Annotated in this window: 24 protein-coding genes; 19 read left to right on the top strand and 5 right to left on the bottom strand. The window is 61.3% G+C overall.

The annotated features are described in order from the left end of the window. Positions 1-79: 79 nt before the first annotated feature. A complete protein-coding gene (locus JL05_RS23655; RefSeq protein ID WP_033634040.1) occupies positions 80-883 on the bottom strand; it encodes a helix-turn-helix transcriptional regulator in 804 nt (267 codons plus the stop codon). A gap of 117 nt (positions 884-1,000) precedes the next feature. Between JL05_RS23655 and JL05_RS23650 the strand changes: the two genes are divergently transcribed. Then, positions 1,001-1,771 (top strand): class I SAM-dependent methyltransferase, encoded by a 771-nt coding sequence (locus JL05_RS23650; protein ID WP_033634038.1) that lies wholly within the window; start codon positions 1,001-1,003, stop codon positions 1,769-1,771. 57 nt (positions 1,772-1,828) lie between these two features. Here JL05_RS23650 and aqpZ read toward each other — a convergent pair whose 3' ends face one another. Then, positions 1,829-2,524, bottom strand: a complete 696-nt coding sequence (gene aqpZ / locus JL05_RS23645; RefSeq protein WP_004940529.1) for an aquaporin Z — start codon at positions 2,522-2,524, stop codon at positions 1,829-1,831. Between the two features lie 426 nt (positions 2,525-2,950). On the opposite strand from aqpZ, the gene JL05_RS23640 reads away from it, so the two are divergent. Further along, positions 2,951-4,312, top strand: a complete 1,362-nt coding sequence (locus tag JL05_RS23640) for an esterase-like activity of phytase family protein (RefSeq protein WP_033634037.1) — start codon at positions 2,951-2,953, stop codon at positions 4,310-4,312. 198 nt (positions 4,313-4,510) lie between these two features. Here JL05_RS23640 and JL05_RS23635 read toward each other — a convergent pair whose 3' ends face one another. Continuing rightward, entirely contained in the window at positions 4,511-5,686 is a 1,176-nt protein-coding gene (locus JL05_RS23635; RefSeq protein WP_033634036.1) for a low temperature requirement protein A, read from the bottom strand. A 309-nt stretch (positions 5,687-5,995) separates the two neighbouring features. Between JL05_RS23635 and JL05_RS23630 the strand changes: the two genes are divergently transcribed. After that, complete coding sequence (locus tag JL05_RS23630) at positions 5,996-6,280, top strand: YdgH/BhsA/McbA-like domain containing protein (RefSeq protein WP_033634035.1); 285 nt, start codon at positions 5,996-5,998, stop codon at positions 6,278-6,280. A gap of 240 nt (positions 6,281-6,520) precedes the next feature. Continuing rightward, on the top strand, positions 6,521-7,078 hold the full coding sequence (locus tag JL05_RS23625; RefSeq protein WP_004940516.1) for a class I SAM-dependent methyltransferase: 558 nt from the start codon (positions 6,521-6,523) through the stop codon (positions 7,076-7,078). Here JL05_RS23625 and JL05_RS23620 read toward each other — a convergent pair whose 3' ends face one another. Then, positions 7,079-7,540 carry a GNAT family N-acetyltransferase gene (locus tag JL05_RS23620; RefSeq protein WP_033634034.1) on the bottom strand — a complete coding sequence of 154 codons (462 nt, stop codon included), beginning with the start codon at positions 7,538-7,540 and terminating at the stop codon, positions 7,079-7,081. It lies immediately after the preceding gene. A 219-nt stretch (positions 7,541-7,759) separates the two neighbouring features. On the opposite strand from JL05_RS23620, the gene JL05_RS23615 reads away from it, so the two are divergent. The 4 genes from JL05_RS23615 (at position 7,760) to aroL (ending at position 12,197) form a co-directional block, all read left to right on the top strand. Beyond that, positions 7,760-8,875: an ABC transporter substrate-binding protein gene (locus tag JL05_RS23615; RefSeq protein ID WP_033634033.1), complete on the top strand. Its 1,116-nt coding sequence runs from the start codon at positions 7,760-7,762 to the stop codon at positions 8,873-8,875. Next, positions 8,868-10,991 (top strand): TonB-dependent siderophore receptor, encoded by a 2,124-nt coding sequence (locus JL05_RS23610; RefSeq protein WP_033634032.1) that lies wholly within the window; start codon positions 8,868-8,870, stop codon positions 10,989-10,991. The genes JL05_RS23615 and JL05_RS23610 overlap by 8 nt, the downstream gene beginning before the upstream one ends. Positions 10,992-11,044: 53 nt before the next feature. Beyond that, entirely contained in the window at positions 11,045-11,563 is a 519-nt protein-coding gene (locus JL05_RS23605; protein ID WP_004940503.1) for a GNAT family N-acetyltransferase, read from the top strand. A gap of 109 nt (positions 11,564-11,672) precedes the next feature. Continuing rightward, positions 11,673-12,197 (top strand): shikimate kinase AroL, encoded by a 525-nt coding sequence (gene aroL, locus JL05_RS23600; protein ID WP_033634031.1) that lies wholly within the window; start codon positions 11,673-11,675, stop codon positions 12,195-12,197. Positions 12,198-12,233: 36 nt separating this feature from the next. Here aroL and JL05_RS23595 read toward each other — a convergent pair whose 3' ends face one another. Next, a complete protein-coding gene (locus JL05_RS23595) occupies positions 12,234-12,977 on the bottom strand; it encodes a helix-turn-helix domain-containing protein (protein ID WP_033634030.1) in 744 nt (247 codons plus the stop codon). A gap of 96 nt (positions 12,978-13,073) precedes the next feature. On the opposite strand from JL05_RS23595, the gene JL05_RS23590 reads away from it, so the two are divergent. From JL05_RS23590 to JL05_RS23540, 11 genes are all read left to right on the top strand, one after another. Then, entirely contained in the window at positions 13,074-13,478 is a 405-nt protein-coding gene (locus JL05_RS23590) for a nuclear transport factor 2 family protein (RefSeq protein ID WP_033634029.1), read from the top strand. A gap of 47 nt (positions 13,479-13,525) precedes the next feature. Then, entirely contained in the window at positions 13,526-13,726 is a 201-nt protein-coding gene (locus JL05_RS23585; protein ID WP_015376810.1) for a YaiA family protein, read from the top strand. 146 nt (positions 13,727-13,872) lie between these two features. Continuing rightward, positions 13,873-14,373 carry an RNA polymerase sigma factor gene (locus JL05_RS23580; protein ID WP_004940490.1) on the top strand — a complete coding sequence of 167 codons (501 nt, stop codon included), beginning with the start codon at positions 13,873-13,875 and terminating at the stop codon, positions 14,371-14,373. Between the two features lie 76 nt (positions 14,374-14,449). Continuing rightward, a complete protein-coding gene (locus JL05_RS23575; RefSeq protein ID WP_015376811.1) occupies positions 14,450-15,403 on the top strand; it encodes a FecR family protein in 954 nt (317 codons plus the stop codon). Between the two features lie 156 nt (positions 15,404-15,559). Next, positions 15,560-18,247, top strand: coding sequence for a TonB-dependent receptor (locus JL05_RS23570; RefSeq protein ID WP_033634028.1), 2,688 nt, complete (start codon positions 15,560-15,562; stop codon positions 18,245-18,247). Positions 18,248-18,325: 78 nt separating this feature from the next. Beyond that, positions 18,326-18,892, top strand: coding sequence for a heme acquisition protein HasA (locus tag JL05_RS23565; RefSeq protein WP_004940479.1), 567 nt, complete (start codon positions 18,326-18,328; stop codon positions 18,890-18,892). A gap of 72 nt (positions 18,893-18,964) precedes the next feature. Continuing rightward, positions 18,965-20,749, top strand: a complete 1,785-nt coding sequence (locus JL05_RS23560) for a type I secretion system permease/ATPase (RefSeq protein WP_033634027.1) — start codon at positions 18,965-18,967, stop codon at positions 20,747-20,749. Continuing rightward, positions 20,746-22,077, top strand: a complete 1,332-nt coding sequence (locus JL05_RS23555) for an HlyD family type I secretion periplasmic adaptor subunit (RefSeq protein ID WP_033634026.1) — start codon at positions 20,746-20,748, stop codon at positions 22,075-22,077. The genes JL05_RS23560 and JL05_RS23555 overlap by 4 nt, the downstream gene beginning before the upstream one ends. A gap of 2 nt (positions 22,078-22,079) precedes the next feature. Then, the gene (locus JL05_RS23550; protein ID WP_033634025.1) at positions 22,080-22,871 is read left to right on the top strand and encodes an energy transducer TonB; all 792 of its coding nucleotides are present in this window, start codon (positions 22,080-22,082) and stop codon (positions 22,869-22,871) included. Positions 22,872-23,124: 253 nt separating this feature from the next. After that, complete coding sequence (locus JL05_RS23545) at positions 23,125-23,898, top strand: IclR family transcriptional regulator (protein ID WP_015376816.1); 774 nt, start codon at positions 23,125-23,127, stop codon at positions 23,896-23,898. Positions 23,899-24,116: 218 nt separating this feature from the next. Further along, the gene (locus JL05_RS23540; protein ID WP_033634024.1) at positions 24,117-25,673 is read left to right on the top strand and encodes an OPT/YSL family transporter; all 1,557 of its coding nucleotides are present in this window, start codon (positions 24,117-24,119) and stop codon (positions 25,671-25,673) included. Positions 25,674-25,678 lie beyond the last annotated feature (5 nt).

The raw sequence follows: 25,678 nt of genomic DNA, 5'->3' as shown, positions 1-25,678 counted from the left end.
GCTGGATGATCATTATCATCGGTATCAATTACCCTAGCGCGTTTACATGAACCTATAAATAAATGGCGGGTAAACTTGCCTATGAATTTGTTACCAATTGCGGCAGCGGGATCAGCATCACCAGCTTCAGACCGGCGTGCTCTGCCGGGTGGAAGGTCAGTTGGCGATAGCGCAGTGCGCCTTGCCGAGAATGCTCGAACGCGCGTTCGCCGCCTTCGCGCGCCATGACGTCATGTTGCTTCCACCAGTGATTAAAGTCTGCGCTGTTGTGCGTCATGTTGCGCACGAAGGCGCGCATCTCTTCGGTATTTTGATGATGGCTGGTCTCGGCGCGAAACTCGGCCACCACGCGGCGCGCGCGCTCTTCCCAATCGCTGACCAGCGTTTTCGCCAACGGGTGGAAGAACATGAAGTGCAGCAGGTTGGGGCTGTTGGCCACATCCAGCCAGCCGCTGAACAGCGCCGCCGCCTGCGGGTTCCAGGCGACGACATTCCAGGTCACGTCCAGCAGGTAGCAGGGCACCGTCATCTGATGCACGCTTTGCAGCACCGCGTCGTTGGCGGTTTCGCGGTGTGTTTCCTGCTCGGGGTCGGCGATGCGCGCCAGGGTAAACAGGTAATGGCGTTCGGCCGGGCCGAGCCGCAGCGCCTTGGCGATGCGTGCCAGCGTATAGGGGGAAATGGATACCTCGCGGCCCTGTTCGATCCAGGTATACCAGGTGGCGCTGATGCCGCTGATTTGCGCCAGTTCTTCGCGCCGCAGGCCGCTGGTGCGACGGCGCGAGGAGCTGGGCAGGCCGAGCATTTCCGGCGTGATGCGTTCGCGGTGCGCCCGCAGGAACGCGCCGAGGGCCTTTGGCCCGGATAAGGCTTCTGATGTCATAGCGTGGTACCTATTTATACCAGGATAACTGCTCATATTGTACCCGTATAGTAGCCTGATTATAGTAGCCGAAAGCCTTCAGGCACAGGCGCAAGCCGGATAATAACGGGAGCAAACATGAGCATCAGCAACAGCCATAAAAACGCGGTAGACCGGCAGTTCGGCGAGCAGGCCAACGCCTACTTAACCAGCGCGGTACACGCGCAGGGCAAGGATTTGCAACGCCTTGCACAGTTACTGGAACCGCACGCCGACGCGCGCCTGCTCGATCTGGGCTGCGGCGCCGGGCACGCCAGCTTCACGGCGGCGGCCAGGGTGGCGCAGGTGGTGGCCTACGATCTGTCGGCGCAAATGTTGGCGGTGGTGAAGCAGGCGGCGGCGGCAAAAGGCCTGAATAACATTCAGCTGCAGCAGGGCGTGGCGGAGTCTTTACCGTTTGAAGACGCCAGCTTCGATCTGGTCATCAGCCGCTATTCGGCGCACCACTGGCACGACGTCGGCCAGGCGCTGCGCGAGGTCAGGCGGGTACTCAAACCGGGCGGCAGAGCGATCATTATGGACGTGGTCTCGCCGGGGCATCCGCTGCTGGATATCTACCTGCAAACCGTGGAAGTGCTGCGCGACACCTCGCACGTGCGCAACTATGCGCCGGGCGAGTGGTTGAGGTTATTGACCGAAGCCGGGTTGGTGGTGCGTGAGGTGACGGCGGATCGCTTGATGCTGGAGTTCGGTAGCTGGGTGGCGCGCATGCGCACGCCGGCGCATTTCGTTACCGCGATCCGCGCGCTGCAGCAAAGCGTGTCGGAAGAGGTAGCGGCGCATTTCGCCATTCAGCCGGACGGCTCCTTTACCAGCGATATCATGATGTTTGAAGTGACGAAGGGCTGAAAGCAACGGGGCAGCCGATGAAGGCTGCCCCGTGAAACGCGATCGACTGCGATACGCTTATTTTTTGTCTTCCAGCAGGCAGCGGTAGATCAGGCCGCCGATAATGCCGCCGACCAGCGGCACCAGCCAGAATACCCACAGCTGCTGCAGCGCCCAGGTGCCCTGGAAGATCGCTACGCCGGTGCTGCGCGCCGGGTTGACGGAGGTGTTGGTCACCGGGATGCTGATCAGGTGGATCAGCGTCAGCGTCAGGCCGATAGCCAGCGGGGCAAAGCCTGCCGGCGCGCGCTTGTCGGTCACGCCGTGAATAACGATCAGGAAGAAGGCGGTCAGTACCAGCTCAATCACGATCGCGGCTTGCAGAGAATAACCGCCCGGTGAGTGTTCGCCGTAACCGTTGGAGGCGAAGCCGCCTGCGGTGGCGTCGAAACCGGCTTTGCCGCTGGCGATCAAATACAGCACCGCCGCTGCGGCGATACCGCCGATGACCTGAGCGATAACGTAAGGAATAACGTCTTTCGCCGCGAAACGGCCGCCGGCGAATAAGCCGACGGTGACGGCCGGGTTAAAATGCCCGCCGGAAATATGGCCGACGGCATAGGCCATCGTCACCACGGTCAGACCGAAAGCGAGCGCGACGCCGAGGAAACCAATACCCAGCTGTGGGAATGCCGCTGCCAATACTGCGCTACCACAACCACCAAACACCAACCAAAATGTGCCAAAAAATTCAGCAAAAAGTCGCTTTGACATAGATTCCATCCTGCGGAATAGACTAACGGGCGTTAGCACTAAAAACTATAGAACAGCTTTTTGAGTTCATGCAGATATTCTATAGAATTTTCTTAATGCACCTTGAATAACGGCGGTATTAAATCCCCGGTATTTTATTTTGTCTATGAGAAAAACACCGTTTTTCCCCGTGCCGACGCGCGTTTGCCGATTTTTTTATCTTTGCTATAAGAATTTACCCTAAGCAAAATGGCGGGCTATTTTCGGGCGGTTTTTTCCAGCGGTTTTATCCATTCAATACGCTCAGGTTAATTGCTAATTTCTATTTGCCAGCCAACCTTATTGCTTGTTTTACATTTGACGAAGCGCCTGTTGTCATCTAAGTGTCATGCAAAATTAATATCTTCTTCTGCCTGATAACGCTTCATTCAACCTCGGGTAAAAAACATGAGAATAAAATCGCTCTCCCTGCTGTTGGCTTCGCTGTTTCCGGTATTCACCTACGCTGCAGATATTGAGGTGGCGCGTTATGTGGTCGGCTTCCCCGGCGGGGAACGCGTCGCCTATCAGGGGGCGTTTGCCAAGCATTTCCCGCAGGGGTTGCCGGTGGGGATCGGCTCAGGGCTGTCGTTCAATCGCAAGCAGGGCGACGATCTGGTGCTGACGACGCTGACCGATCGCGGCCCGAATGCTGATGCCCCTGCGGTGGGCAAGCAAGAAGCCAAGATTTTCGCCAATCCGCAATTTACGCCTCTGTTGATGGACATTCGTATCGGCGGCGGCAAGGCCGTGGCCGAGAATGCGCGGCCCTTGCATGACGAAAAAGGGCCGATTAGCGGGCTGCCGCTGCCGAGCGAACTGATTGGTTCCACGAACGAAGTGGCGTTGAACGACGCGCTGCAACCGCTGTCCGGCGATCGCCGTGGGTTGGATACCGAAGGCATCATCGGTGACGGCAACGGCGGCTATTGGCTGTGTGACGAGTATGGCCCGTTTCTGATCCATGTCGACGACAAAGGCAAAATTCTCGCCAAATATGGCCCAACGCCGCAGGCCGGCGAGCAGGCGGTGGCGAGCGGTTTGCCGAACATCCTGAAGTGGCGCCAGCCCAACCGCGGTTTTGAGGGGCTGACCCGGATGCCGGATGGGCGCATTCTGGCGGCGGTGCAGAGCACGCTGGATGTCGATGGTAAAAGCAAAAACAAGGCGCAGTTTACCCGGCTGGTGAGCTTCGATCCGCGCAGTGGCAAAACTGCGATGTATGGCTATCCCATCGATATCGACCGCTATAAAAAAGCCAAAGACGCCAAGATTGGCGATATCGTGGCGTTGGACAACCAGCGCATCCTGTTGATTGAACAGGGAACCGATAAAGATAAGACGATGATCAACAAGATCTATCTGGTGGATCTCGCGCAGGCCAGCGATCTGAGTCCGTTTGACGGCCAGGGCAAAGCGCTGGAGTTCGACGACGCGCAAGCTCTGGCTAAACGCGGCGTGAAGCTGGCGCAGAAACGGGAAGTGGCGGATCTGCGCCAGTTGGGCTGGCGCCAGGAGAAAGCGGAAGGGCTGGCGCTGATCGACGATCGCACGCTGGCGGTGATCAATGACAACGATTTCGGCTTGCAGGCGAAGCTGGTGGATGCGTCGCCAAAGAGCAAAAAAATCGGTGACTACCAGCTGGAGAAAGGAGGGCGGTTGAGCCTCGACGGCGACAAGACCGATGCCCGTATCGAATTGCGCCCTCTGGAGCAGCCGGAGTCGCTGAGTGAGCTCTGGGTGCTCACCTTGCCGCAACCTTTGAAGTGATCGAGAGGGGGCGACAGCGCCCCCGTCAGACCGTTGAAAAAGGAGGAAAAAACGTGGTTTTTCCTCCTTTGTGGCCATCAGCCGAAAATCAATAAATTGATTTTCCTTGTTTTTTTATCCGCTGCTCTCTGCAAACCCGGCAATGGCATGAGGTTTGTCATCAATCTCACAGCGGGGGCGGTGACGCCCCCGTTGGCTTCAGGTCTCCGCGTGCCGCTGCGGCGCTCTGCCGCGCGAGATGCTCTCCCACACCGCCACCACCACCATGATCAGCGTCGTCAGGCCATTGACCATCAGCAGATCGGTTAAATAGGCGGCGGGGGCCAATACCGCCAGCGCCAGCAGCCCAACCAGGTGCGACAGCGGGAAGCGGCGATACACCAACCGTTTATACAGCGCGTTGGCGAACAGGTAAATCGCCGGGCCGAGCAGCAGCACCGCCGCCGTGGCGTGTTGGATGCGGCCGTCAGGATGGGCGATCACCAGTTCGTTGGCCACGGCGCAGACGATGATGGCCCCCACCAGCGCGACGTGCACGTAGTGGAAATAAGCGCCCAGCTGGCCGGGGTTTTCCGCCTGGCTGATGGCGTGGCTGCCGGCTTTGCTGCTGGTGTCGAAGTAAACCCACCACATCGCCAGGCTGCCGAGAAAGGCCACCAGCGAAGCGATGAGCACCGGCAGGCTCCAGCTTTCCATTTCGCTCAGGGTGGCGCCGGTGATCAGAATGGTTTCCCCCAGCGCCACGATCACGAACAGCTGGCAGCGCTCCGCCAGATGGTGGCCTTCGATGGTCCATTCGCTGCTGCTGTCCGAGCGCCCCAGCACCGGCAGACGGAAGCCGAACATCGGCGAGACGTATTCGCACAAGACGGCGATCGCCCACAGCGCCAGGCGAGTATGGCCTTCCGCCAGCCCGCCGGCGATCCAGAAGACGGCGGAGATGCACAGCCAGCCGAGGATGCGGCGAAAGTTTTGTTTCAACGGGTGGCCAGGCGCCAGCAGGCGCAATACCGTGGCGGAGCGGCCGACCTGAATAGCGACATAAAACAGCGCGAAGATCAGGCCGCGCTCGCCAAACGCCTGCGGCAGCGCGGCGGCGGCGAACAGCCCCAGCAGCATGATCGCGAACAGCAGCAGGCGGATCTGGCGGGTATCCGGATTGAACCAGTTGGTGACCCAGGCGGTGTATTGCCAGGCCAGCCAGACGGCGAACCACAGCAGCAGGGTTTCCAGCGCGCCGGTCAGCGTCAGGTGATGCAACAGATAGTGGGAAAGTTGGGTCACGGCGAAAACGTAGATCAGATCGAACAGCAGCTCGGAAAATGAGACCGACGCGCCCTGACCGTCACGCACGCGCAGCAGGTTTTGCGACATAAGCGTTCTTCCTTAAAAGGGTAAGCCACAAAATCAGCGTAGCTCAGCGCGCTCCGGCGGGTAAAAAATCTTAAATAGACGCGGCGCGCATGCTTTATCTCGCACCGTCTTTAATTGTTCATCAAATAGGGGTAAGGTGAGGTTTATAAAGTCATTCCCGCCTGAAAATACACACCCGCTCTCACTTCCTCCTTATTCTCCTCACAATGATTGATGTTCTTTACGTTGCATGACGTCCGTTTTCATTGGCTAGCGGATAATTAACATCACTGACCACGAGCTAATAAACAAGAACACCTGGAGTCAATCATGAAACTCATCCCAAGCATCGCAGCCGTATTGATCGCCGCCGCTTCTTTCTCCACTTTCGCCGCGCCGCTGTCGTCGGTAAAACAGGTCAACAGCGAGCAGGCCGCCAATCTGCAAAGCCTCGGCGTTGTGTCGGTTTCCGGCGTTAGCGGCTCACCGCATGACGCCATCACCGCCCTGAAAGAAAAAGCTGCGGCGGACGGCGCCAGTCATTATCGCATTATCGGTCTGGACACCCCCGGGGACTCCAGCAACTGGCGCGGCAATGCGGAAATTTATCGCTAAGCGTTAGCTTTTTACCCTCTGGCCGCGGCAACGCGGCCAATAAAATAAACGGTCGCAATAATTATCTGAATAGTCGGTGTATAAACGACTTATTCTCAGGTCATTATTACGGCCGTTTTTCTTTGCGTGCCGTTGATGAGGTTGCATTTTATTACAACTGTGTCTGCCGCTTTCGGAATCATGTTAATGATTACTTAAGAAATTCGGCTCACATTGAGGGCTTAACCCAAGGAGGCCTCAATGTTAAATGCGACCCGGCTGCAACTGATGAATCACTTCGCTTACCTGCAGCAATTTATGGCTTCACCGCGCACCGTCGGTACGCTGGCGCCTTCTTCCCCGTGGCTGTGTCAGGCGATGCTGAACCAGATTGAATGGACCCGGGCGCTGTCGATCGCGGAACTGGGCGCGGCCGACGGGGTGTTGACCAAACGCATTCTGGGGCGGATGCGCGCCGATGCAGCGCTGGAGGCTTTCGAAATCCAACCCCATTTCGTGCATCGGCTGCGCGGGATAGACGATCGGCGGCTGCAGGTGATGGGCCACTCTGCGACCCGGATGGCCACGGATTACGACGTGGTGTTTTCCTGCCTGCCGCTGCTGTCGATCCCGGTCAGGATCAGCGTGCGCATTCTTCAGCAGGCCCGGCAGCGGCTGCTGGCGCGCAACGGCACGCTGGTGTTGTTTCAATACAGCCACCTGTCGGAAAAATTGCTGTCGCGCTATTTTCACTGGAAGCGCCTGCGGGTAGTGCGCAACTTCCCGCCGGCGCTGGTGTATGTCTGTACGCCGCGTTAGCTACAGCGTTTTCGCCATCACCACCACCTCTTCGTCATGCTGCCGCCGGCGTTCCACGGGATGCCAACCCCAGCCGGCGTACAGCGCTTCCGACTTGTCGGTAATGAGATGCAGAACCGAGTGATGGCGTTGCCGCGCCGCCTCGACGATGGCCATTTCAAGACGGTGGGCGATGCCCTTGCGGCGGTGATCGGGATGCACGAAGACGCCGGCCAGCCACGGAGTGAGATCCTGACGCTGGCGATCGTCGCTGGGCCACAGGCTGGCCATGCCGACCGGACGATCGCCGTCGATCATCATCAGCGTCAGGTGATCGTCGCTTGGCCGGCTGCATTGGGCGAAACGCAGCTGGGTGCGCGCCAGCGAACCGCCGCGCTGTGAACCCCATTGGCCGAAAGCCCAGGCGGCGCACACATCGGCAAACTGCGGGCACTCCGACAGCGGAATGATGCGTTGAGTCATGGAGGTCTCCCGGTTTTTTTGCTGTTTCCCCCTCCTATTTAACCGATTTTTCCGCCATTTTTTTAACTTTTTAAAGCCGCTATTTTAGCGGTTTTACGGTGTTTTACCGCGTGCCCGGCACCGTTTCCCGGATTTCTTTTGGCAATCGCGGCGTGGGATTGCAAGTGCTAATGAGAGTGATTATCATGCGCACACTATTTCCCCCGTTTCGGCTCAATCATGCGCAATTCCCTCATTTTACTGCTGCTTTCCCTGTGGTTCGGCATGTTCTCCGCCCAGGCGAAGACGGTGACCGATATCACCGGCCGCCAGGTCGCGGTGCCGGACAACCCGCAGCGCATCGTGGTGGGGGAGAGCCGCATGTTGTATACGCTGGCGCTGCTGGAGCCGGGCAACCCGGCGCAGCGCATCGTCGGCTGGCCGGCGGATCTGGCGCGCTTTGATGCGCAAAGCTGGCAGCTGTATACGCAGACGTTTCCACAGATAGCCCAGATCCCCGTCATCAGCGGTAATAACTTTCGCCAGGTCAACATCGAAAGCCTGCTGCAGCTGAAGCCGGATCTGGTGATTCTGGCGCGCTACGCGCGTGAAGACGGCGACAACGATCTGCTGGTTTCCGCACTGAGCAAGGCCGGCGTGGCGGTGATCTACGTCGATCTGCGCATCGATCTGCTGAACAACACCGTGCCGAGCGTGCGGCTGCTGGGCGAAGTGCTCAATCGCCAGCAACGCGCCGAGCAGTTCATCGCGTTTTATCAGCAGCATATGACGGTGATCCGGCAACGGTTGGCGGGCTATCAGGGGCCGAAGCCCAAGGTGATGCTGCACCTGCATCTGGGGCGGCGCGACACCTGTTGCACCACCGCCGCGCACGGCAACCTCGGCGATCTGCTGACCTTCGCCGGCGGCGACAACATCGCCAACGCCAGCGTCAAAGGGGTGTATGGCGAGCTGAACCCGGAAACCATTCTGAGCGCCAATCCTGACGTGTACCTCGCCACCGGCATGGCCGGCCCGCAGGGCAAACGGCTGTCCGATCTGCGTCTCGGGCCGCAGGTCAGCCCACAGGAGGCCGCCGACAGCTTCCGCCAACTGATCGCCAAACAGCCGATGCTGGCCAGCCTGCAGGCGGTGAAAAACCACCGCGCCTGGAGCGTCTGGCACAACTTTTACCTCAGCCCGTACCATGTCGTGCTGGTCGAGATGTTCGCCAAAGCGTTTTACCCGGATCTGTTCGCCGACATCAACCCGCAGCAGACCTTCCAACAGTTGTATCAGCAGTTTTTGCCGTTACCTTTTTCAGGGACCTATTGGAGTCAGTTAGATAATGAATAACAACAAGCGCGGCTGGTGGTGCGCATTGCCTTTGGCAGCCTGCGCGACATCGCCGGCGTGGGCGGCGGAAAAAGCCGCGCCGCAAGAAGAGAGCCTGGTGGTGGTCGGCCGCAAAGACGCCGACGGCGTGCAGAGCTATCAGCCGTTGACCAGCGTCACCGGCACCCGCAGCGAAACCAACCTGCTGAACGTGCCGCAGGCGATCGACGTGGTGCCGCAACAGGTGATTACCGATCAGGCGGTCAGCAGCCTGGACGAAGCGCTGTACAACGTCAGCGGCATAACCCAGGCCAACACGCTGGGGGGCACCCAGGACGCGGTAATGAAACGCGGCTTCGGCGACAACCGCGACGGCTCCATTCTGCGCGATGGCGTGCGCTCGGTGCAGGCGCGCAACTTTACGCCGACCACCGAGCGGGTGGAGGTGCTCAAGGGGCCGGCCTCGATGCTGTACGGCATGGGCGAGCCGGGCGGGATGATCAACATGATCACCAAAAAGCCCCAGCTGCAGCAGCATACCCACGTGGAAGGCTGGGGCAGCAGTTTCAACGGCGGCGGTGGCCAGCTCGACGTTACCGGGCCGCTCGGCACGTCGGGATTCGCCTATCGGATGATCGTCGATCACGATGAAACCGATTACTGGCGCAACTTTGGCCGCAATCGTCAGACGGTGATCGCGCCCTCGCTGATGTGGTACGGCGAGAACACCACCGTGCGGCTGGCCTACGAGCATATGGAATATCTGGTGCCGTTCGATCGCGGCACCATTATCGATTCGCGCACCGGCAAACCGGTGAATACGCCGCGCGATCGCCGTTTCGACGAGGCTTATAACGCCACCCGCGGCGATCAGGACAGCGTCACTCTGCAGATCGATCAAACGCTCAATGAGCGCTGGAAAAGCTCGCTGACCTACGCCTACAGCCGCAACAGCTACAGCGACAACCAGGCGCGCGCCACGGCGCTGGACCCGGAGAGCGGCGCATTGAGCCGCCAGGCCGACTCGACCGCCCATGCCGTCAGCCACGCCAACGCGGTGCAGCTGACGCTCAATGGTGACGTGGACTGGGGCAGCATCAATCACCAGATGCTGTTCGGCTTTGATTTTGAAGATAACCGTACCTACCGCGGCGACATGATCCGCGGTAAAAAGAACAGCGATTTCAATATTTATCATCCGGTATACGGCCTGATGCCGCCGTCGACCGCGGTCAGCGCCAAAGACAGCGACCAGCGGGAAAATCTCACCAGCTACGGCTGGTTTATGCAGGATTCCATCCAACTGACCGATAAATGGCTGGTGATGGGCGGGCTGCGCTACGACGCTTTCGACGTCTATGCCGGCAAGGGGCGGCCGTTCCAGACCAATACCGACAGCTCGGACGGCAAGCTGGTGCCGCGCGCCGGGGTGGTCTACAAGCTGACGCCTTACGTGTCGCTGTACAGCAGCTATACCGAGTCGTTCAAGCCGAACTCTTCCATCGCCACCCAGATTGATTCGCTGCCGCCGGAGCAGGGCAAGTCGTGGGAAGTCGGCGGCAAGCTGGCGCTGCCGAACGGTGTTACCGGCACGTTGGCGCTGTTCGACATCACCAAGCGCAACGTGATGGTCAGTGAGCTGGTGGCGGGCGAAACCGTGACGCGCACCGCCGGACGCGTGCGTTCGCAGGGCGTGGAGCTGGACGTGGCCGGTAATCTCACCGACTCGCTGAGCCTGATCGGTTCCTATGCGTATACCGACGCACGGGTGGTGGACGATCCGGACAACAAGGGCAAAGAGATGACCAACGTGGCGCGCCACACCGCCTCGCTGTTCCTGACCCAGAACCTGGGCAGCCCGGGTCTCTACAGCGGCGATGAGGTGCGCATTGGCGCCGGTGCGCGCTACGTAGGGCGCCGCCCGGGTGACGCTGCCAACAGTTTCTACCTGGATAACTACACCGTTGCCGATGCGTTCGCCGCTTACACCATGCCGATCAACGGCTATCGGGTGAAATGGCAACTGAACGTGAAGAACCTGTTCGATAAAACCTACTACCCGTCCAGCGGCGGCAATTTGCGCGTGGCGGTGGGGGAACCGCGTGAGGTGGTGCTGCGCGGCAGTGTCGATTTCTAAGCCACGGGCGGTGAAATTTGCTTAAATAACCGCCCCAACGTTAAGGAGAACCCATGAGCCTGCAGATTCGTTTGGCGCAGCAGCGGGATATCGCGCATCTGATGGCGGTTGAACGCTCGGCGGCGCAGTTGTTTCGCCAACAGCCGGAATGGCGCTTTATTGCCGAAGGCGAGGTGATGGCCCCGCAGCAGCATGCCGCGTTTATCGCCGAGCGCCGTGAATGGCTGGCGGAAAGCGACAACGGCGAGTGCGCCGGTTTCATCGCCGTGCTGGCTCAGGGGGAAGATTGGCACATCGCCGAATTGTCGGTCGCCGGCACCTGGCAGCGGCAGGGCGTCGGCCGCCGCTTGATCGGCGCGGTGGCGGAAGAGGCCAAACGGCAGGGTGCCGGCCGCCTGACGCTCACCACCTTCATTGAGGTGCCGTGGAATGCGCCTTACTACCGGCGGCTGGGATTCCGGCCGCTTGAGGGCGCGCAGCTCACGGCCGCCTTGCGGCGGCATCTGGATGAGGATCTGGCGCACGGCTTTGCCGTCGGCAGTCGCTGTGCCATGGAATTTACACTATCGTAAATATTGAAATACAGAGCGGGCAGGGTATGATGCTGCCACCACGCCATCGCACCCGCTCGGCATTTTGGTATGCAATGCACTCAAGTCACCGCATAAGGGACAACCCGTAATGACACAAACCCTGTTCATGATAGGCGCTCGCGGAGCCGGCAAGACCACGGTAGGCCACGCATTGGCGCTGGCGTTGGGCTATCAATTCGTCGATACCGATCTGTTTATGCAGCAGGCGGCGCAGATGAGCGTGGCGGAAATGGTCGAGCGCGAGGGTTGGCTGGGGTTCCGCCGCCGTGAGACCGTCGCGTTGCAAACCGTGACTAAGCCGTCAACTATAGTTGCCACCGGCGGCGGGGCGATCCTGGCGGAAGAGAATCGTCAGTTTATGCGCCAGCATGGCACCGTTATCTACCTGCGCGCGCCGGCCAGCGTGTTGGCGCAGCGGTTGGAAGAGTACCCGGAAGATGCGCAGCGCCCGACGCTCACCGGCAGGCCGATCGCCGAAGAGATGCGCGAGGTGCTGGCCGCGCGGGAAGCGCTGTATCAGGATGCCGCACATTACGTGATGGACGGCGCCGCCGATCCGCAGCGGGTGGTGGAACAAATCCTCGCGGTGCTGCCGCGTGAGACGGTGAAATAACCTTTTCTTCTCTTCGGGCGCTGTGCGCCCGTTTTTCTATTCCGTTTGCCGAGCGGCCGCAAAGTAGGCTCCGGGCGTGACGCCGAAGCGGCGGCGAAAGGCGGCGATATAGGCGCTGACGTTGTCATAGCCACAGGCGTCGGCCACCTCGCCAACCGCTTTGCCGCGTGATAACTCCTCCAGTGAACGCAATACCCGCGCCTGCTGGCGCCACAGCGCGAAGCTGATGCCGGTTTCCTGCAGAAAACGGCGGCTCAGGGTGCGCGGGCTGAGCCCGGCCCAGATGGCCCAGTCGCGCTGGCTGCGCGGGCTGGCGGGATCGTTCAGCAGCGCCCGGGCGATGTTCAGCAACCGGGCGTCCTGCGGCAGCGGCAATTGCAACGGCGCGCGGCTTGCCGCGTGCATTTCGTCCAGCAGCACCTGCAGCAGCCGCCGTTGCGGCGCACTCAGCGGGCCGGCGGGGAACTGCGCGATGCGCTCCACCAGGGCCTGCAACAACGCAGAGGCCGTGAACAGCTGCGGCAGCGGCGGCATCTCCGGCACGCTTTCCATCGGCAGATACAGGCTCCAGCCCGCCACGTCGCCACAGGCCAGCGCCTGATGGGCGCATCCCGGCGGCAGCCAGCCCAGCGTGCCGCCGGTGATCGCCCATTGCCGGCCCGGGAGTTCCATTGCCAGCATGCCGCGCGTCAAGAGATAGATCTGGCCGCCTTCGTGCCGGTGCCAGGGCGTCAGGTGCTTTTTTTCATGCTGAAGGCGTTGGCTGCGGATCTGCGTCATGTTGGCCGTTTAACGTTATTGAAAGTCTTGATGTGGTTATTATGCCATCGCCTGGCCGGGATAGGATCGCCGTTCACCCTATTTCGGAGAAATGTGATGACTCAACTTACCCCATTGAACCTGGTGCTCGATACGCTGCAGCAGGTGGTCGCCAGCCCGGAGCATCGGCCGACGCAGCTCGCCGCCCGTTTCAGCGCAGGCTACCGCCAGCAGGTGGATGGCAAAGTGCTGAACTTCGAGCAGTTTGAGCAGCATATGGCGCTGCTGAAGCGGCAAACTCGCCGCATGACGCTGAGCGTGATCGCGGCGGCGGAGCAGGGCGAGGCGGTACTGACTCACCATCTGGTCGAGGTGGAAAAGCGTGACGGTTCCCGCTGCCGCGTGCGGGTGCTGGCGCACTTCACCGTACGCGAAGGCCGCATTTGCGCCTGCGACGAATTGACCGAGCTATTGGCGGGCCCCCCTGGCGATCGCGATCTCGGCTCGCGCGTGTCGGAATGAGGACGGCTGCTATACTTGCTACTGTGTGAAACACACGGGAGAACGGCATGCGCGAAAATGATCAACCTGCTTATCCACGGAGCGCCCGCGTCGTAGAGGTGTTTCGGGGGGACCCGAACCTGCATCTGCGCCGTTTTGAGGTGCGCACCGACGACATTGAGCCAAATACGCTGCTCAGTGAACATGAAACCGAGCAGGAAGCGCTCGACGCCAAGCACCGCTATGAAGACGAGGCGCTAGAGCACTGACCTGCAGCCCAGCGGAAACCGGCGCCAGGCCGGTTTCCTGTTTATCCCCCCGCGTTAGCACATATTTCCCAGAACAATATTGATAATGATAATCATTTATGTGATTTTTATCGCCCCTATTGGGTGTTTCACTTCTGGGAAAAGAGATGTCCAATTCCGAGTTGCAGGCGCTGTTTCTGCGCCATATGCGGCCGCTGCAAGCCTATTTGAACGCCAAACTGCGCGACCCTCAGCTGGCCGCGGATTTGGCGCAGGAAAGTTTTACCCGCCTTACCGAGCAATATCCGCAGGGTAACATTCTCGATATCGAAGCCTACCTGTATAAAACCGCCAAAAACCTGATGTTCGACCATCTGCGCCAGCAGCAGCGGCGGCAGACCGAAGCGGTCGAAGACGACATTCTGGCGCAGTATCCCTCCGGTGAACCGGCGCTTGAACAACTGGCGATCGATAGCCAATTGCTGCAGCTGTTGCAGCAGGCGCTGGCGGACATGCCGCCGCGCACGCAGCAGATTTTCCGCCTTAACCGGCTCGATGGCCTGACCCAGGCGCAGGTGGCGGCGCAGCTGGGCGTGTCGCTCAGCACGGTGGAAAAACACCTGGCCAGCGCGCTCGAGCGGCTGATGGCGCGGATGGAAGAACAATAATGGCAATTTTTTTACGGGTTTATCCGCGCTCAGACGTCTTAACCTATAACCAGAAAAAACAGAGGTCCATGCCATTATGAAACCGCTAACCGCACAGGCGCGACAGCAGGCGGCCGCCTGGGCCGTGAGCCTGGCCGAAGGGGCGCTGCCGGCCGATCGGCGGCGAGCGTTGGACGCCTGGCTGGCCGCCGATCCGCAGCATCCGGCGGCGCTGCGTCAGGCTCGCCTGCTGTGGACGACGCTGGGACAGCTGCCGCCTGAGCAGCGGCAGGCGTTACAACCGCAGGTGGCGACGCTGAAAACGTCATCCCATCGCAGGTGGCCCCGCTGGGCGGTGGCGGCGGCGGTGGTGATCGCCGTTTCCTTCGGCGTTTATCGCGGGCCGGATCTATGGATTGGCATGCAGGCGGATTACCAAACCGTTCGCGGCGAGGTGCGCGAAGTTGCGTTGCCGGACGGCAGCCGGGTGGCGCTGGACAGCGACAGCGCGATCGCACTGGCGTATTCCGCAGGCGAACGCAAGGTGCGGCTGCTTAGCGGCGCCGCCTATTTTGTCGTCGCGCCGTTGGGCGGGCCGGAAAGTCGCCCGTTCAGGGTGGAGGCGGAAAACGGCGTCACCCAGGCACTGGGCACCGAGTTCAGCGTGGCGCGCACCGAGCAGGGCGTCGACGTCAGCGTGCATCAGCACAGCGTGCGGGTAACGCTTGAGCGCGGTGAGCGTTCGCTGGTGGTCGCGCAACGCCAGGCGGCGCATTACCGCAACGGGCAGCTGCAGCTGACGCGGCAAACGGCCGGTGATGACGCCTGGCGGCGCGGCTGGCTGGTGATCGACCGCCAACCGCTGACGCAGGCGCTCGCGCAGCTCAACCGCTATCGCGAGACCCGCATCGTAGCGATCAATCCCGAACTCAGATCGCGTACGGTCAGCGGCGTGTTCGCGCTCAATAAACTCGACGACGGCGTCGGCGCCATTCGTCAGGAACTCTCCGCCCGCCAGCTGAATCTCCCCGGCATTACGCTGCTTTACTGAGCGGTGCAGGCGGGCCGGGATGCCCGTCTCGCCGCTATTTTCACTTTCTGTAAAAAATCTTTACGGGTTTTTGCCTCCCGGAACGTCCTTATGTTTAAACGAGATTGATTTCCATTATCACTTGGTTTGACATTCTTTCGGGTGGAACACACACGCATGCTTATTCACAAGGGAACCACGCCGGCCGGCCGCTTGGCCACGGCGGTACGCGCCGCGCTGGCGGCGATGATGTTGACTCAGCCGGCTGTGGCGCTCGCCGTCCAGGCTGAGGCGAACGGTGCGCAGGCTGCACAGCAAAAGCATTTCAACATTGCGGCGCAGCCGCTGCAGAGCGCCATGTTGCGCTTCGCCGAGCAGGCCGGCATGCAGGTGTTTTTCGACGAGGTGAAGCTCGATGGCATGCAGGCGGCGGCGCTGAACGGCAGCATGAGCGTTGAACAGGGCCTGAGGCGCTTGATCGGCGGCAATCCGGTGGCTTTCCGCCTGCAGCCGCAGGGGCAGATCGTATTGAGCCGGCTGCCGACGGCGAACGGCGATGGCGGCGCGCTGGCGCTGGATAGCCTGACGGTGCTGGGCGCCGGCGGCATCAACGCCAACGATTGGGTTTACGACGAACCGCGCTCGGTCAGCGTCATCAGCCGCGAACAGATGGACAACCGCCCGGCGCGGCACGCGGCCGATATTCTGGAGCAGACTACGGGGGCCTATTCCAGCGTCAGTCAGCAAGATCCGGCGCTGTCGGTCAACATCCGCGGCATACAAGACTATGGCCGGGTGAACATGAACATCGACGGCATGCGGCAGAATTTTCAAAAGAGCGGCCATGGCCAGCGTAACGGCACCATGTACATCGATTCTGAACTGCTGTCCGGCGTGACCATCGACAAGGGCACCAGCGGCGGTATGGGCAGCGCCGGCACGCTCGGCGGCATCGCCACCTTCAATACCGTCAGCGCGAGCGATTTCCTGGCGCCGGGCAAAGAGCTGGGCGGCAAGCTGCACGCCAGCACCGGCGATAACGGCACCCACTTCATCGGCAGCGGCATACTGGCATTGGGCAACGAAACCGGCGATATCCTGCTGGCCGCCAGCGAACGCCACCTCGGCGACTATTGGCCCGGCAACAAGGGCGACATCGGCAACATTCGCATCAATAACGACACCGGCAATTACGATCGCTACGCCGAGAGCATCAAGAACAACAAAATCCCCGACACCCATTACCGCATGCACTCGCGGCTGGCCAAGGTGGGCTGGAATCTGCCCGCCAACCAGCGCCTGCAGCTGAGTTATCTGCAGACCCAGACCGCATCGCCGATCGCCGGCACCTTGACTAACCTGGGCACTCGCCCGCCCTACGAACTGGGCTGGAAGCGCACCGGCTACACCGACGTGATGGCGCGCAACGCGGCGTTCGACTACAGCCTGGCGCCGGAAGACGTCGACTGGCTCGATTTTCAGGCCAAGCTGTATTACGTCGATACTCAGGATGACAGCGACACCTACAGCACCAGTTCGCTGCTGGACAACGGCTACGCGACGCGCACCCGCCTGCGTACCTATGGCGCACAGGCGCAAAACACCTCGCGCTTCAGCCTGGCGCCGGGGCATGACTTCCGCGCCAATTACGGGCTGGAGTTCTATTACGACAAAGCGACCAGCGACTCTTCCCGCCAAGGCATGGAAGGGGTGACGCCGGCCGGCAACCGTTCGGTAGCCAGCCTGTTCGCCAACCTGACCTATGACTACGACGGCTGGCTGACGTTGGAAGGTGGGCTGCGTTACGACCGCTATCGCCTGCGTGGCCAGACCGGCCTGAGCTACGCCGACTTCCCGTATACGGCGGAGAATCCCTGCAAACAGCTGCGGCTGCGCAACTGCCTGGCGACGACCACGCAGCAGGAGTGGAACGTCGATCGCGATCAGGGCAAGCTGTCGCCGACGCTGGCGCTGGCTGTGCGTCCCGGCGTGGAGTGGCTGGAGCTGTATACCACCTACGGCAAATCCTGGCGGCCGCCGGCGATCACCGAAACGCTGACCAACGGCAGCGCGCACAGCACCTCTACGCAATATCCCAACCCGTTCCTGCAGGCCGAGCGCTCGCGCGCCTGGGAAGTGGGGTTCAACGTGCAGCAGCCTGACCTGTGGTTTGAGGGCGATCGGTTGGCAGCCAAGGTGGCCTATTTCGACACCAAAGTGGATAACTACATCAACCTGGCGATTAACCGCGACAAGCCGGGGCTGGTGCAGCCGAGCATCGGCAACGCCGCCTACGTCAACAATCTGTCGAAAACCCGTTTCCGCGGGCTGGAGTACCAGCTCAACTATGACGCCGGGGTGTTCTACGCCGACCTGACCTACACCCACATGATCGGTAAAAACGAGTTTTGCTCCAGGAACGCCTGGCTGGGCAATCGCCTGCGTTACGGCGCCAACTCCCGGCCGGGCAATTTCTACGCGGAGCAGGATCCGACGGCGAATGACGCCGTGTCCTGCGACGGCGGCTCGCAGTTCGGCACCGCCGCTTACCTGCCGGGCGATCGCGGCTCGGTGACGCTGGGCGGCCGCGCTTTCGATCGCAAGCTGGACGCCGGGGTGACCGTGCGCTTCGCGCCGGGCTATCAGGACAGCTCGGTGCCGTCCAACTACCCGTATCTGGCCGACTGGCCGAAGTACACCCTGTTCGATCTGTACGCCAGCTACAAACTGACCGACAGCCTGACGCTGCGCGGCTCGGTGGAGAACCTGACCAACCGCGCCTACGTCGTCAGCTACGGCGAGACGCTGGCCAATACCCTGGGGCGCGGCCGCAGCGTGCAGGGCGGGGTGGAGTACCGTTTTTAAGCAGTAAAAGGGCGTTGCTCATCGTTGAGCACAGAGGTCGCCTCGCAAGGGGCGCCGTTCATCAATGGAGATAGAGAAATGGCATTTTCAGTCAACTATGACAGCAGTTTCGGCAGCTACAGCATCCATAACTATCTGAACGAGTGGGCGTCGTCGTTTGGCGATATCAACCACACCAACGGTAATGTCACCGACTCCAACAGCGGCGGTTTCTACGGCGGCAGCCTGTCCGGCAGCCAATATGCCGTGACCAGCACCGCCAACAACATCACCTCGTTCGTGGCGGGCGGCAACCTGACCTACACCCTGTTTAACGCACCGGCGCACACCCTGTACGGTCAACTGGATTCCCTGTCGTTCGGCGACGGCCTGAACGGCGGCGGCTCTACGCCGTACAACATCCAGGTGCCTGACGTCAGCTTCGGCGGCCTGAATCTCAGCAGCCTGCAGGCGCAGGGCCACGATGGCGTGGTGCACCAGGTGGTGTACGGCCTGATGTCCGGCGATACCGGCGCGCTGGAAACCGCGCTGAACGGCATCCTCGACGACTACGGTCTGAGCGTCAACTCCACCTTCGATCAGGTGGCGGCGGCGACGGCGGTGGGCGTGCAACACGCCGACAGCCCGGAATTGCTGGCGGCCTGATCGCGGCCGTTTGCCCGCCGGCGCCGTGTGCCCCGGCGGGCGTTTTCTCGTTTTTAGCCGATGGAAAACGCCATGAAAAACGCCGTCAGGCGCGGAGAAGTGATGAGCGTGCTGGCAGCATACCGGCGCGGATTTTGGGGCATTGCACTGTTTACCGCAGTGATCAACCTGCTGATGCTGGCCCCGGCGCTGTACATGCTGCAGGTCTACGATCGCGTGTTGCCGTCGGGCAACCGCATGACGCTGGCGATGCTGACCCTGATGGTGGTCGGCCTTTACCTGTTTATGGGCCTGCTGGAGTGGGTGCGCAGCCAGGTGGTGATCCGCCTTGGCGCCCAGATGGATATGCGCCTCAATCAGCGAGTCTACGACGCCGCCTTCGAAACCAATTTGAAAACCGGCAACCCGCTGGCGGGGCAGGCATTGAACGATCTGACCAACCTGCGCCAGTTCGCCACCGGCAATGCGCTGTTCGCCTTTTTCGATGCGCCCTGGTTCCCGGTTTATCTGCTGGTGGTTTTCCTGCTCCACCCCTGGCTTGGCGCGTTGGCCAGCGCTGGGGTGATCGTGCTGGTGCTGCTGGCCTGGCTCAACCAGCGGGTGTCGCAGGCGCCGCTGGCGGAGGCCGGCCGCGTCGCGCTGAGCGCCACGCAGCAGGCCAACGGCAACCTGCGCAATGCCGAAGCCATCGCCGCCATGGGCATGTTGACCGACTTGCGCCTGCGCTGGCTGCGGCAGCATCAGCAGTTCCTGCTGCTGCAGAACCGCGCCAGCGAGAAAATCGCCGCGGTCACCGCCTGGTCGAAAACCGTGCGGCTGGCGCTGCAGTCGCTGATGTTGGGCTGCGGCGCGCTGCTGGCGGTCAACGGCGACATTACGCCGGGCATGATGATCGCCGGATCGATCCTGATCGGCAGGGTGCTGGGGCCGATCGATCAGCTGATCGGCGCCTGGAAGCAGTGGTCATCGGCGCGCCAGTCCCTGCAGCGGCTGGAGGTGATGCTGGCCGCTAACCCGCCACGAATACCGAGTCTGCCGCTGCCGGCGCCCGGCGGTAAATTGGCCGTGAATCAGTTGACCGCCAGTGCGCCAGGCGGCACGGCGCCTGTGTTGCACGGCGTCAGTTTTCGCCTGGAGGCCGGCGAGGTGCTGGGTGTGATTGGCGCGTCCGGCTCCGGCAAAACCCTGCTGATGCGCCAACTGGTTGGCGCGCTGACGCCGCTCAGCGGCGACGTGCGGCTGGACGGTGCAGACATTCAGCAGTGGGACAAGCAACAACTCGGGCCGCATATCGGCTACTTGCCGCAGGATATCCAGCTGTTCGCCGGCACCCTGACGGATAACATCGCCCGCTTTGGGCAGGTCGACGCCGAGAAGGTGGTGGCCGCGGCGGCGCTGGCCGGCGTGCATCAGCTGATCCTGCATTTACCGAAAGGCTATGAGACCGAGCTGGGTGAAGGCGGCAGCGGCCTGTCCGGCGGCCAACGTCAGCGGGTGGCGCTGGCGCGCGCGCTGTATGGATCTCCGGCGCTGGTGGTGCTGGACGAACCGAACGCCAACCTCGATCGCGAAGGGGAAGGGGCGCTGCAGCGGGCGATCGAAGCGCTGAAGGCGCGCGGCACCACCATCGTGTTGGTGACCCATAAACCGGCGATCCTGGCGACCACCGACAAATTGCTGGTGCTGAGCGCCGGCCAGATACAGCACTTCGGCCCCAGCGACGCCATCCTGAAAAAACTGCCTGGTTTTGCGCCCGCCGCTGCCGCCGCACCGGCCAATGCCGGGCGCAGCAACGGCGGCTTCAACGTCAATTACGCCAACTTCGCCAAAACGGCCAGCGGTGAACGAAAAGTATGAGCAATCAGAGTGTGATCCCCGGCGATATCGACGCCCTTTCCCGGCAGTTCGACGAAGGCCGTTATCTGCGGCTGGGAGGCTGGCTGGTGCTGTTGGGGTTTGGCGGTTTCCTGCTGTGGGGGCTGTTGGCGCCGCTGGACAAAGGCGTGCCGGTTTCCGGCAGCGTGGTGGTGGCCGGCAACCGCAAGGCGGTGCAGCACCCGAGCGGCGGCGTGGTGTCGCAGATTCAGGTGCATGAGGGCGACCGGGTCATCGCCGGGCAGGTGCTGTTGTTGATGGATACCGTCGACAGCCGCACCCAGCGCGATGCACTGCGCAGCCAGCAGTTGAGCAACGCCGCGCAGCAGGCGCGGCTGCAAGCCGAGCGCGACGGTCTGCAAGCGATCGCTTTCCCGCCATCGCTGCAAGCGCAGCGAGAAGAGCCGGAGGTGATGTCGCTGATGCTGCTGCAGCAACAGCTGTTCACCAGCCGCCGTGCGGCGCTGCAGAGCGAGCTGGCGGCGATCGCGGAAAGCATCGCCGGATCGCAGGCGATGTTGGAAGGGGTTCGGCAGTCTTACGCCAGCAAACAGCGGCAAAAGGCCATGCTGCAGGAGCAGCTGGGCGGCATGCGCAAGCTGGCGGCGCAAGGGTATGTGGCGCGCAATCGGCTGCTGGATCTGGAGGGGCAGCATGCGCAGATCGACGGCCAGGCATCCGAGGACAGCGGCAATATCGGCCGTCTGGGGCGCCAGATCCTGGAGCTGAAACTGCGGGCGATCCAGCGGCGGGAGGAGTATCAGAAAGAGGTCAGCAGCCAGCTGGCCGAGGTGCGGATGAAGCTGGACGAGCTGGATAACCGCCTGGCCAAGGCGGAGGCCGATCTGGGGCATACGCAGGTGAAAGCGCCGGTGGCGGGCACCGTGGTGGGGTTGAGCGTGTTCACCGAAGGCGGCGTGATCGGCGCAGGTCAGCAGCTGATGGAGATCGTGCCCAGCGATCGCGGGCTGCAGGTGGAGGCGCGTATTCCGGTCGAACTGATCGACAAGGTGCAGGTGGGACTGCCGGTCGAACTGTTGTTCTCGGCGTTCAACCAAAGCACCACGCCGCGCGTCGAGGGTGAAGTGACGCTGGTCGGAGCCGATCGCCTGACCGACGAGAAAAGCGGCGCGCCTTATTACAGCGTGCGCGCCAAGGTCAGCGAAGAAGGATTGCAACGCTTGAGCGGGTTGGAGATCCGCCCGGGGATGCCGGTCGAAGGCTTCATCCGCACCGGTGAGCGTTCGATGATGAACTATCTGTTCAAACCGCTGACCGATCGCCTCCATTTGGCGCTGACGGAAGAGTGAGCATGTCGGTTTCGCCGCTGCCTTTCGCCGCGCCCGGCACCGCCATGCCCTGGCGCCGTTGTCTGGTGTTGGTGCTGGCGCTGCATCTGCTGGTTGCCGCGCTGTTTTGGTCCTGGAGATACAAGGCCGAGCCGCCGTGGGTGCCGCCGCCGGCGGTGATGGTGCTGATGGCCGCCGCGCCGCAGGCCCCGGCCGAGGCGAAACAACCGCCGGGACAAAGGACGCCGCCGCCTCAGGTTGAACCGCCGGCGCCACCGGAGCCGTTGCCGCTAGTGAAAGCGCCTGACGCCGCGCAGCCGAACATCGCCGTGCCGCCGAAACAGAAAAAACCGCCTAAGCCGGTGAAGAAAAACAACCTGCCCCGCACGACGCCGCACGAGAGAATCATCGCGCCGCCGAAGGTTCAGGAACAAAGCGTCGGCGCGCCGCCGCCGGGCCGCGCGGATAAAACGGCCGCGCCGCAAACCCGCCTGACGCCCTATGCTCAGGCGGGGGAGGACAACTGGCGCAGCCGCATCAGCGGCCGCCTGAATCGCTTTAAGCGTTACCCCAAAGACGCACTGCGGCTGAAGCGCCAGGGCGTCGGGCAGGTGCGTTTCACGTTGGACAGACAGGGCCACGTGCTGGCGGTGACGCTGGTCAGCAGCGCCGGGCTGCCGTCGCTGGATCGTGAAATCCAGGCGCTGGTCAAACGCGCTTCGCCGCTGCCCACGCCGCCGTCGGACGCCTACGTCAACGGCACGGTGGAATTGACGCTGCCGATCGATTTCAGTTTGCGCGGCGCGGGTTTTTGAGTCGCGACGAGATATCCCCCGAACAAAACCATTTTTCAGCAGCTTGTCCTGCTATTCATTATTTTCAAAGCGTATCGTTATTTTAATCAACGTGACGAAGTTGGCGTTCTGCGCGATATTTTAATTTAAAAAGCACGAATGCCTTTTATTTTTCTGCTGATAAAAAATAAACAGCTTGACGCTGTGGAGTTCGGGTTTTAGTTTTTAATTATAAAACAGGAACTGAGTTCCATATAGTGGAACAAGGCGGATCATGACAACGCTGGAAAATGCCGCTGCGGTATTAAAACTCTTTTCTCAACAACGCGTGATGCATGGCCAGCCGGGTATAGCATTCAGCGACGTGGTGGATCAATTGGCGCTGCCGAAAAGCACGGTGTCGCGCCTGCTGCAGACCATGGAAAATCAGGGCATGCTGGAGCGCGATCCCGATAGCCGGCGTTACCGCATCGGCGCGCTGTTGCTGGCGGTATCCAGCCACTATCTGTCGATGCCGCTGGTGGACAGCCTGGCGGCCAGTATGGCGCAGCTGTGCCGCCAGACGGCGTGTACCGGCTACCTTTCGGTATTGGAGGGGCAGGAGATCATGGTGATGCGCATGTTTCCCGGCCGCCACTTTTTGCAGGTGGTCACTCCGGCGGGTTACCGTTCACCGGCGGCGGAAACCTCGGTCGGCCGGGCGATACTGGCGCGTGAAAGCGACGAGCAGGTTCGAGCGCGTTATGCCGGCGGTTACCGGGCGGCTTCGCCCAATGCGCCGCAAACGCTGGATGCGCTGTTGCAGAAGTTGCAGCAGGTGAGGCACCAGGGATGGTCGTTGGCACGCAATGAAACTTTGAACAGCATCAGTTCGCTGGCGACCGCGCTGGTGAACAAGCACGGCAGCGAGACGGTGGGGCTGTGTCTGTCCTTCCCTTCGCAGGGTGAGGAACAGCCGTTCGTACCGGAAGTTCTGGCCGAATTAACCGCAGTCACCTGCCAACTGGCGGAAAAATATGGCGATGATTATTGGCAGCAGATCAAATAACGCGTCAGAGCTGTAGCATTCCATCATAATTAACGAGTGCCGACACCAGGGAACTCATTAGTTATATTCCACCGTATTTTATTGGTGGGAATAGATAGGCTGAGTAAGAGAATAATAACGTTATGACGCCAGCAGTTCCAAATAATGGAACTGCTGCGGCGAGCTATAGCCTGGCGTTATTTCCGTCATGCGGCAGGGAATATTCAGGGAAACCAAGCATGAAATCAAATAATCCGCTAAAAGCGGCCGGCACGCTGTTGGTCATGGCGCTACTTTCGGTGATGGGGGCGATCATCGGCGTTCAACTGATCACCACGCTGGGCGTGACGCCCAACACTTCGATCATCGGCGCGCTGATCGCCATGCTGTTGGCGCGCATCCCGCTACAGATGTTCCAACGCTATCGTTCGGTGCATACCCAGAACCTGGCGCAAACGGTGATCTCCTCCGCCACCTTCGGTGCAGCCAACTGTCTGCTGATGCCGATTGCGGTGCCTTACGTGATGGGGCAACCGCAGCTTATTTTACCGATGTTCTGTGGCGTGGCGGCGGCGATGCTGCTCGACGCCTATCTGCTTTATCGTCTGTTCGATACCAAAGTGTTCCCCGCCGCCAATGCCTGGCCGCCGGGCGTCGCCGCCGCAGAGGCGATTAAAGCCGGCGATCGCGGCGGCAAGCAGGCCTGGCTCCTGGTGGTGGGCGTAGTGGTGGGCATCGCCGGATCAATGCTCAAGATCCCCATGGCGGCTTTCGGCACCGCCTTTATCGGCAATATTTGGGCGCTGAGCATGTTCGGCGTCGGGCTATTGCTGCGGGCCTACGCCGAGCCGGTGGCCGGATTCGATATTAACGCCCATTTTATTCCGCACGGCGTGATGGTCGGCGCTGGACTGGTGGCGCTGATCCAGGTCGCGCAGGTGATCCGCAGCCGCCGCGCCGATAGCGCCGGTTATACCCAACCCGACAGCGCCGTAAGCAAAGCGCTCGGTCTGGGCGCGGTCGGCTATATCGTCATCGCCGCTTTTTTGGCCCTGGTCGGCGGGCTGTTTAGCGAGATGTCGCTGCCGATGTTGGCGCTGTTCGTGATTTACGCGGCGTTTGCCGCTTTCGTTCATGAGTTGATCGTCGGTATCGCTGCCATGCACTCCGGCTGGTTTCCCGCGTTCGCGGTGGCGTTGATCACCCTGATAGTCGGTATCCTGATCGGTTTCCCACCGCTGGCGCTATGCATCCTGACCGGTTTTACCGCCGCCACCGGGCCGGCCTTCGCCGACATGGGCTTTGATTTGAAAGCCGGCTTCATCCTGCGCGGCTACGGTAAGGATCTGCAGCAAGAGCTGCTGGGGCGTCGCATTCAGCTGTTTGCGGCGTTGATCGCTTTCATCATCGCCATTCCGGTGGTTTACCTCTCTTACCACAGCTATTTCCTGCAGGATCTGATCCCGCCGGTCGCGCGCGTTTACGCCAAAACCATCGAGGCCGGCGCGCAGCCGGGCATCGCCTGGAGTCTGTTGATCTGGGCGATCCCCGGCGCCTTGGTGCAGCTGGTCGGCGGCCCTAAACGCCAGCTCGGCGTGCTGCTGGCAACCGGCCTGCTGATCAACAACGCCTTGGCCGGGTGGGCGGTGCTGGTCGGCATCGCGCTGCGCGTGGCGATCCTGCGACGTTGGGGGGATCGTGGCCGCACGCCGATGGAGATTATGGCGGCCGGGTTTATCGCCGGCGATGCGCTCTACAACTTCTTCAGCTCGATTTTTTCCAGCAAGGGCAAATAGCTCCT

Source organism: Serratia nematodiphila DZ0503SBS1 (assembly GCF_000738675.1).
Taxonomy (GTDB): Bacteria; Pseudomonadota; Gammaproteobacteria; order Enterobacterales; family Enterobacteriaceae; genus Serratia; species Serratia nematodiphila.
Note: the sequence above shows the minus strand (reverse complement) of the source record. Positions and strands in the feature narration are given on the sequence as shown.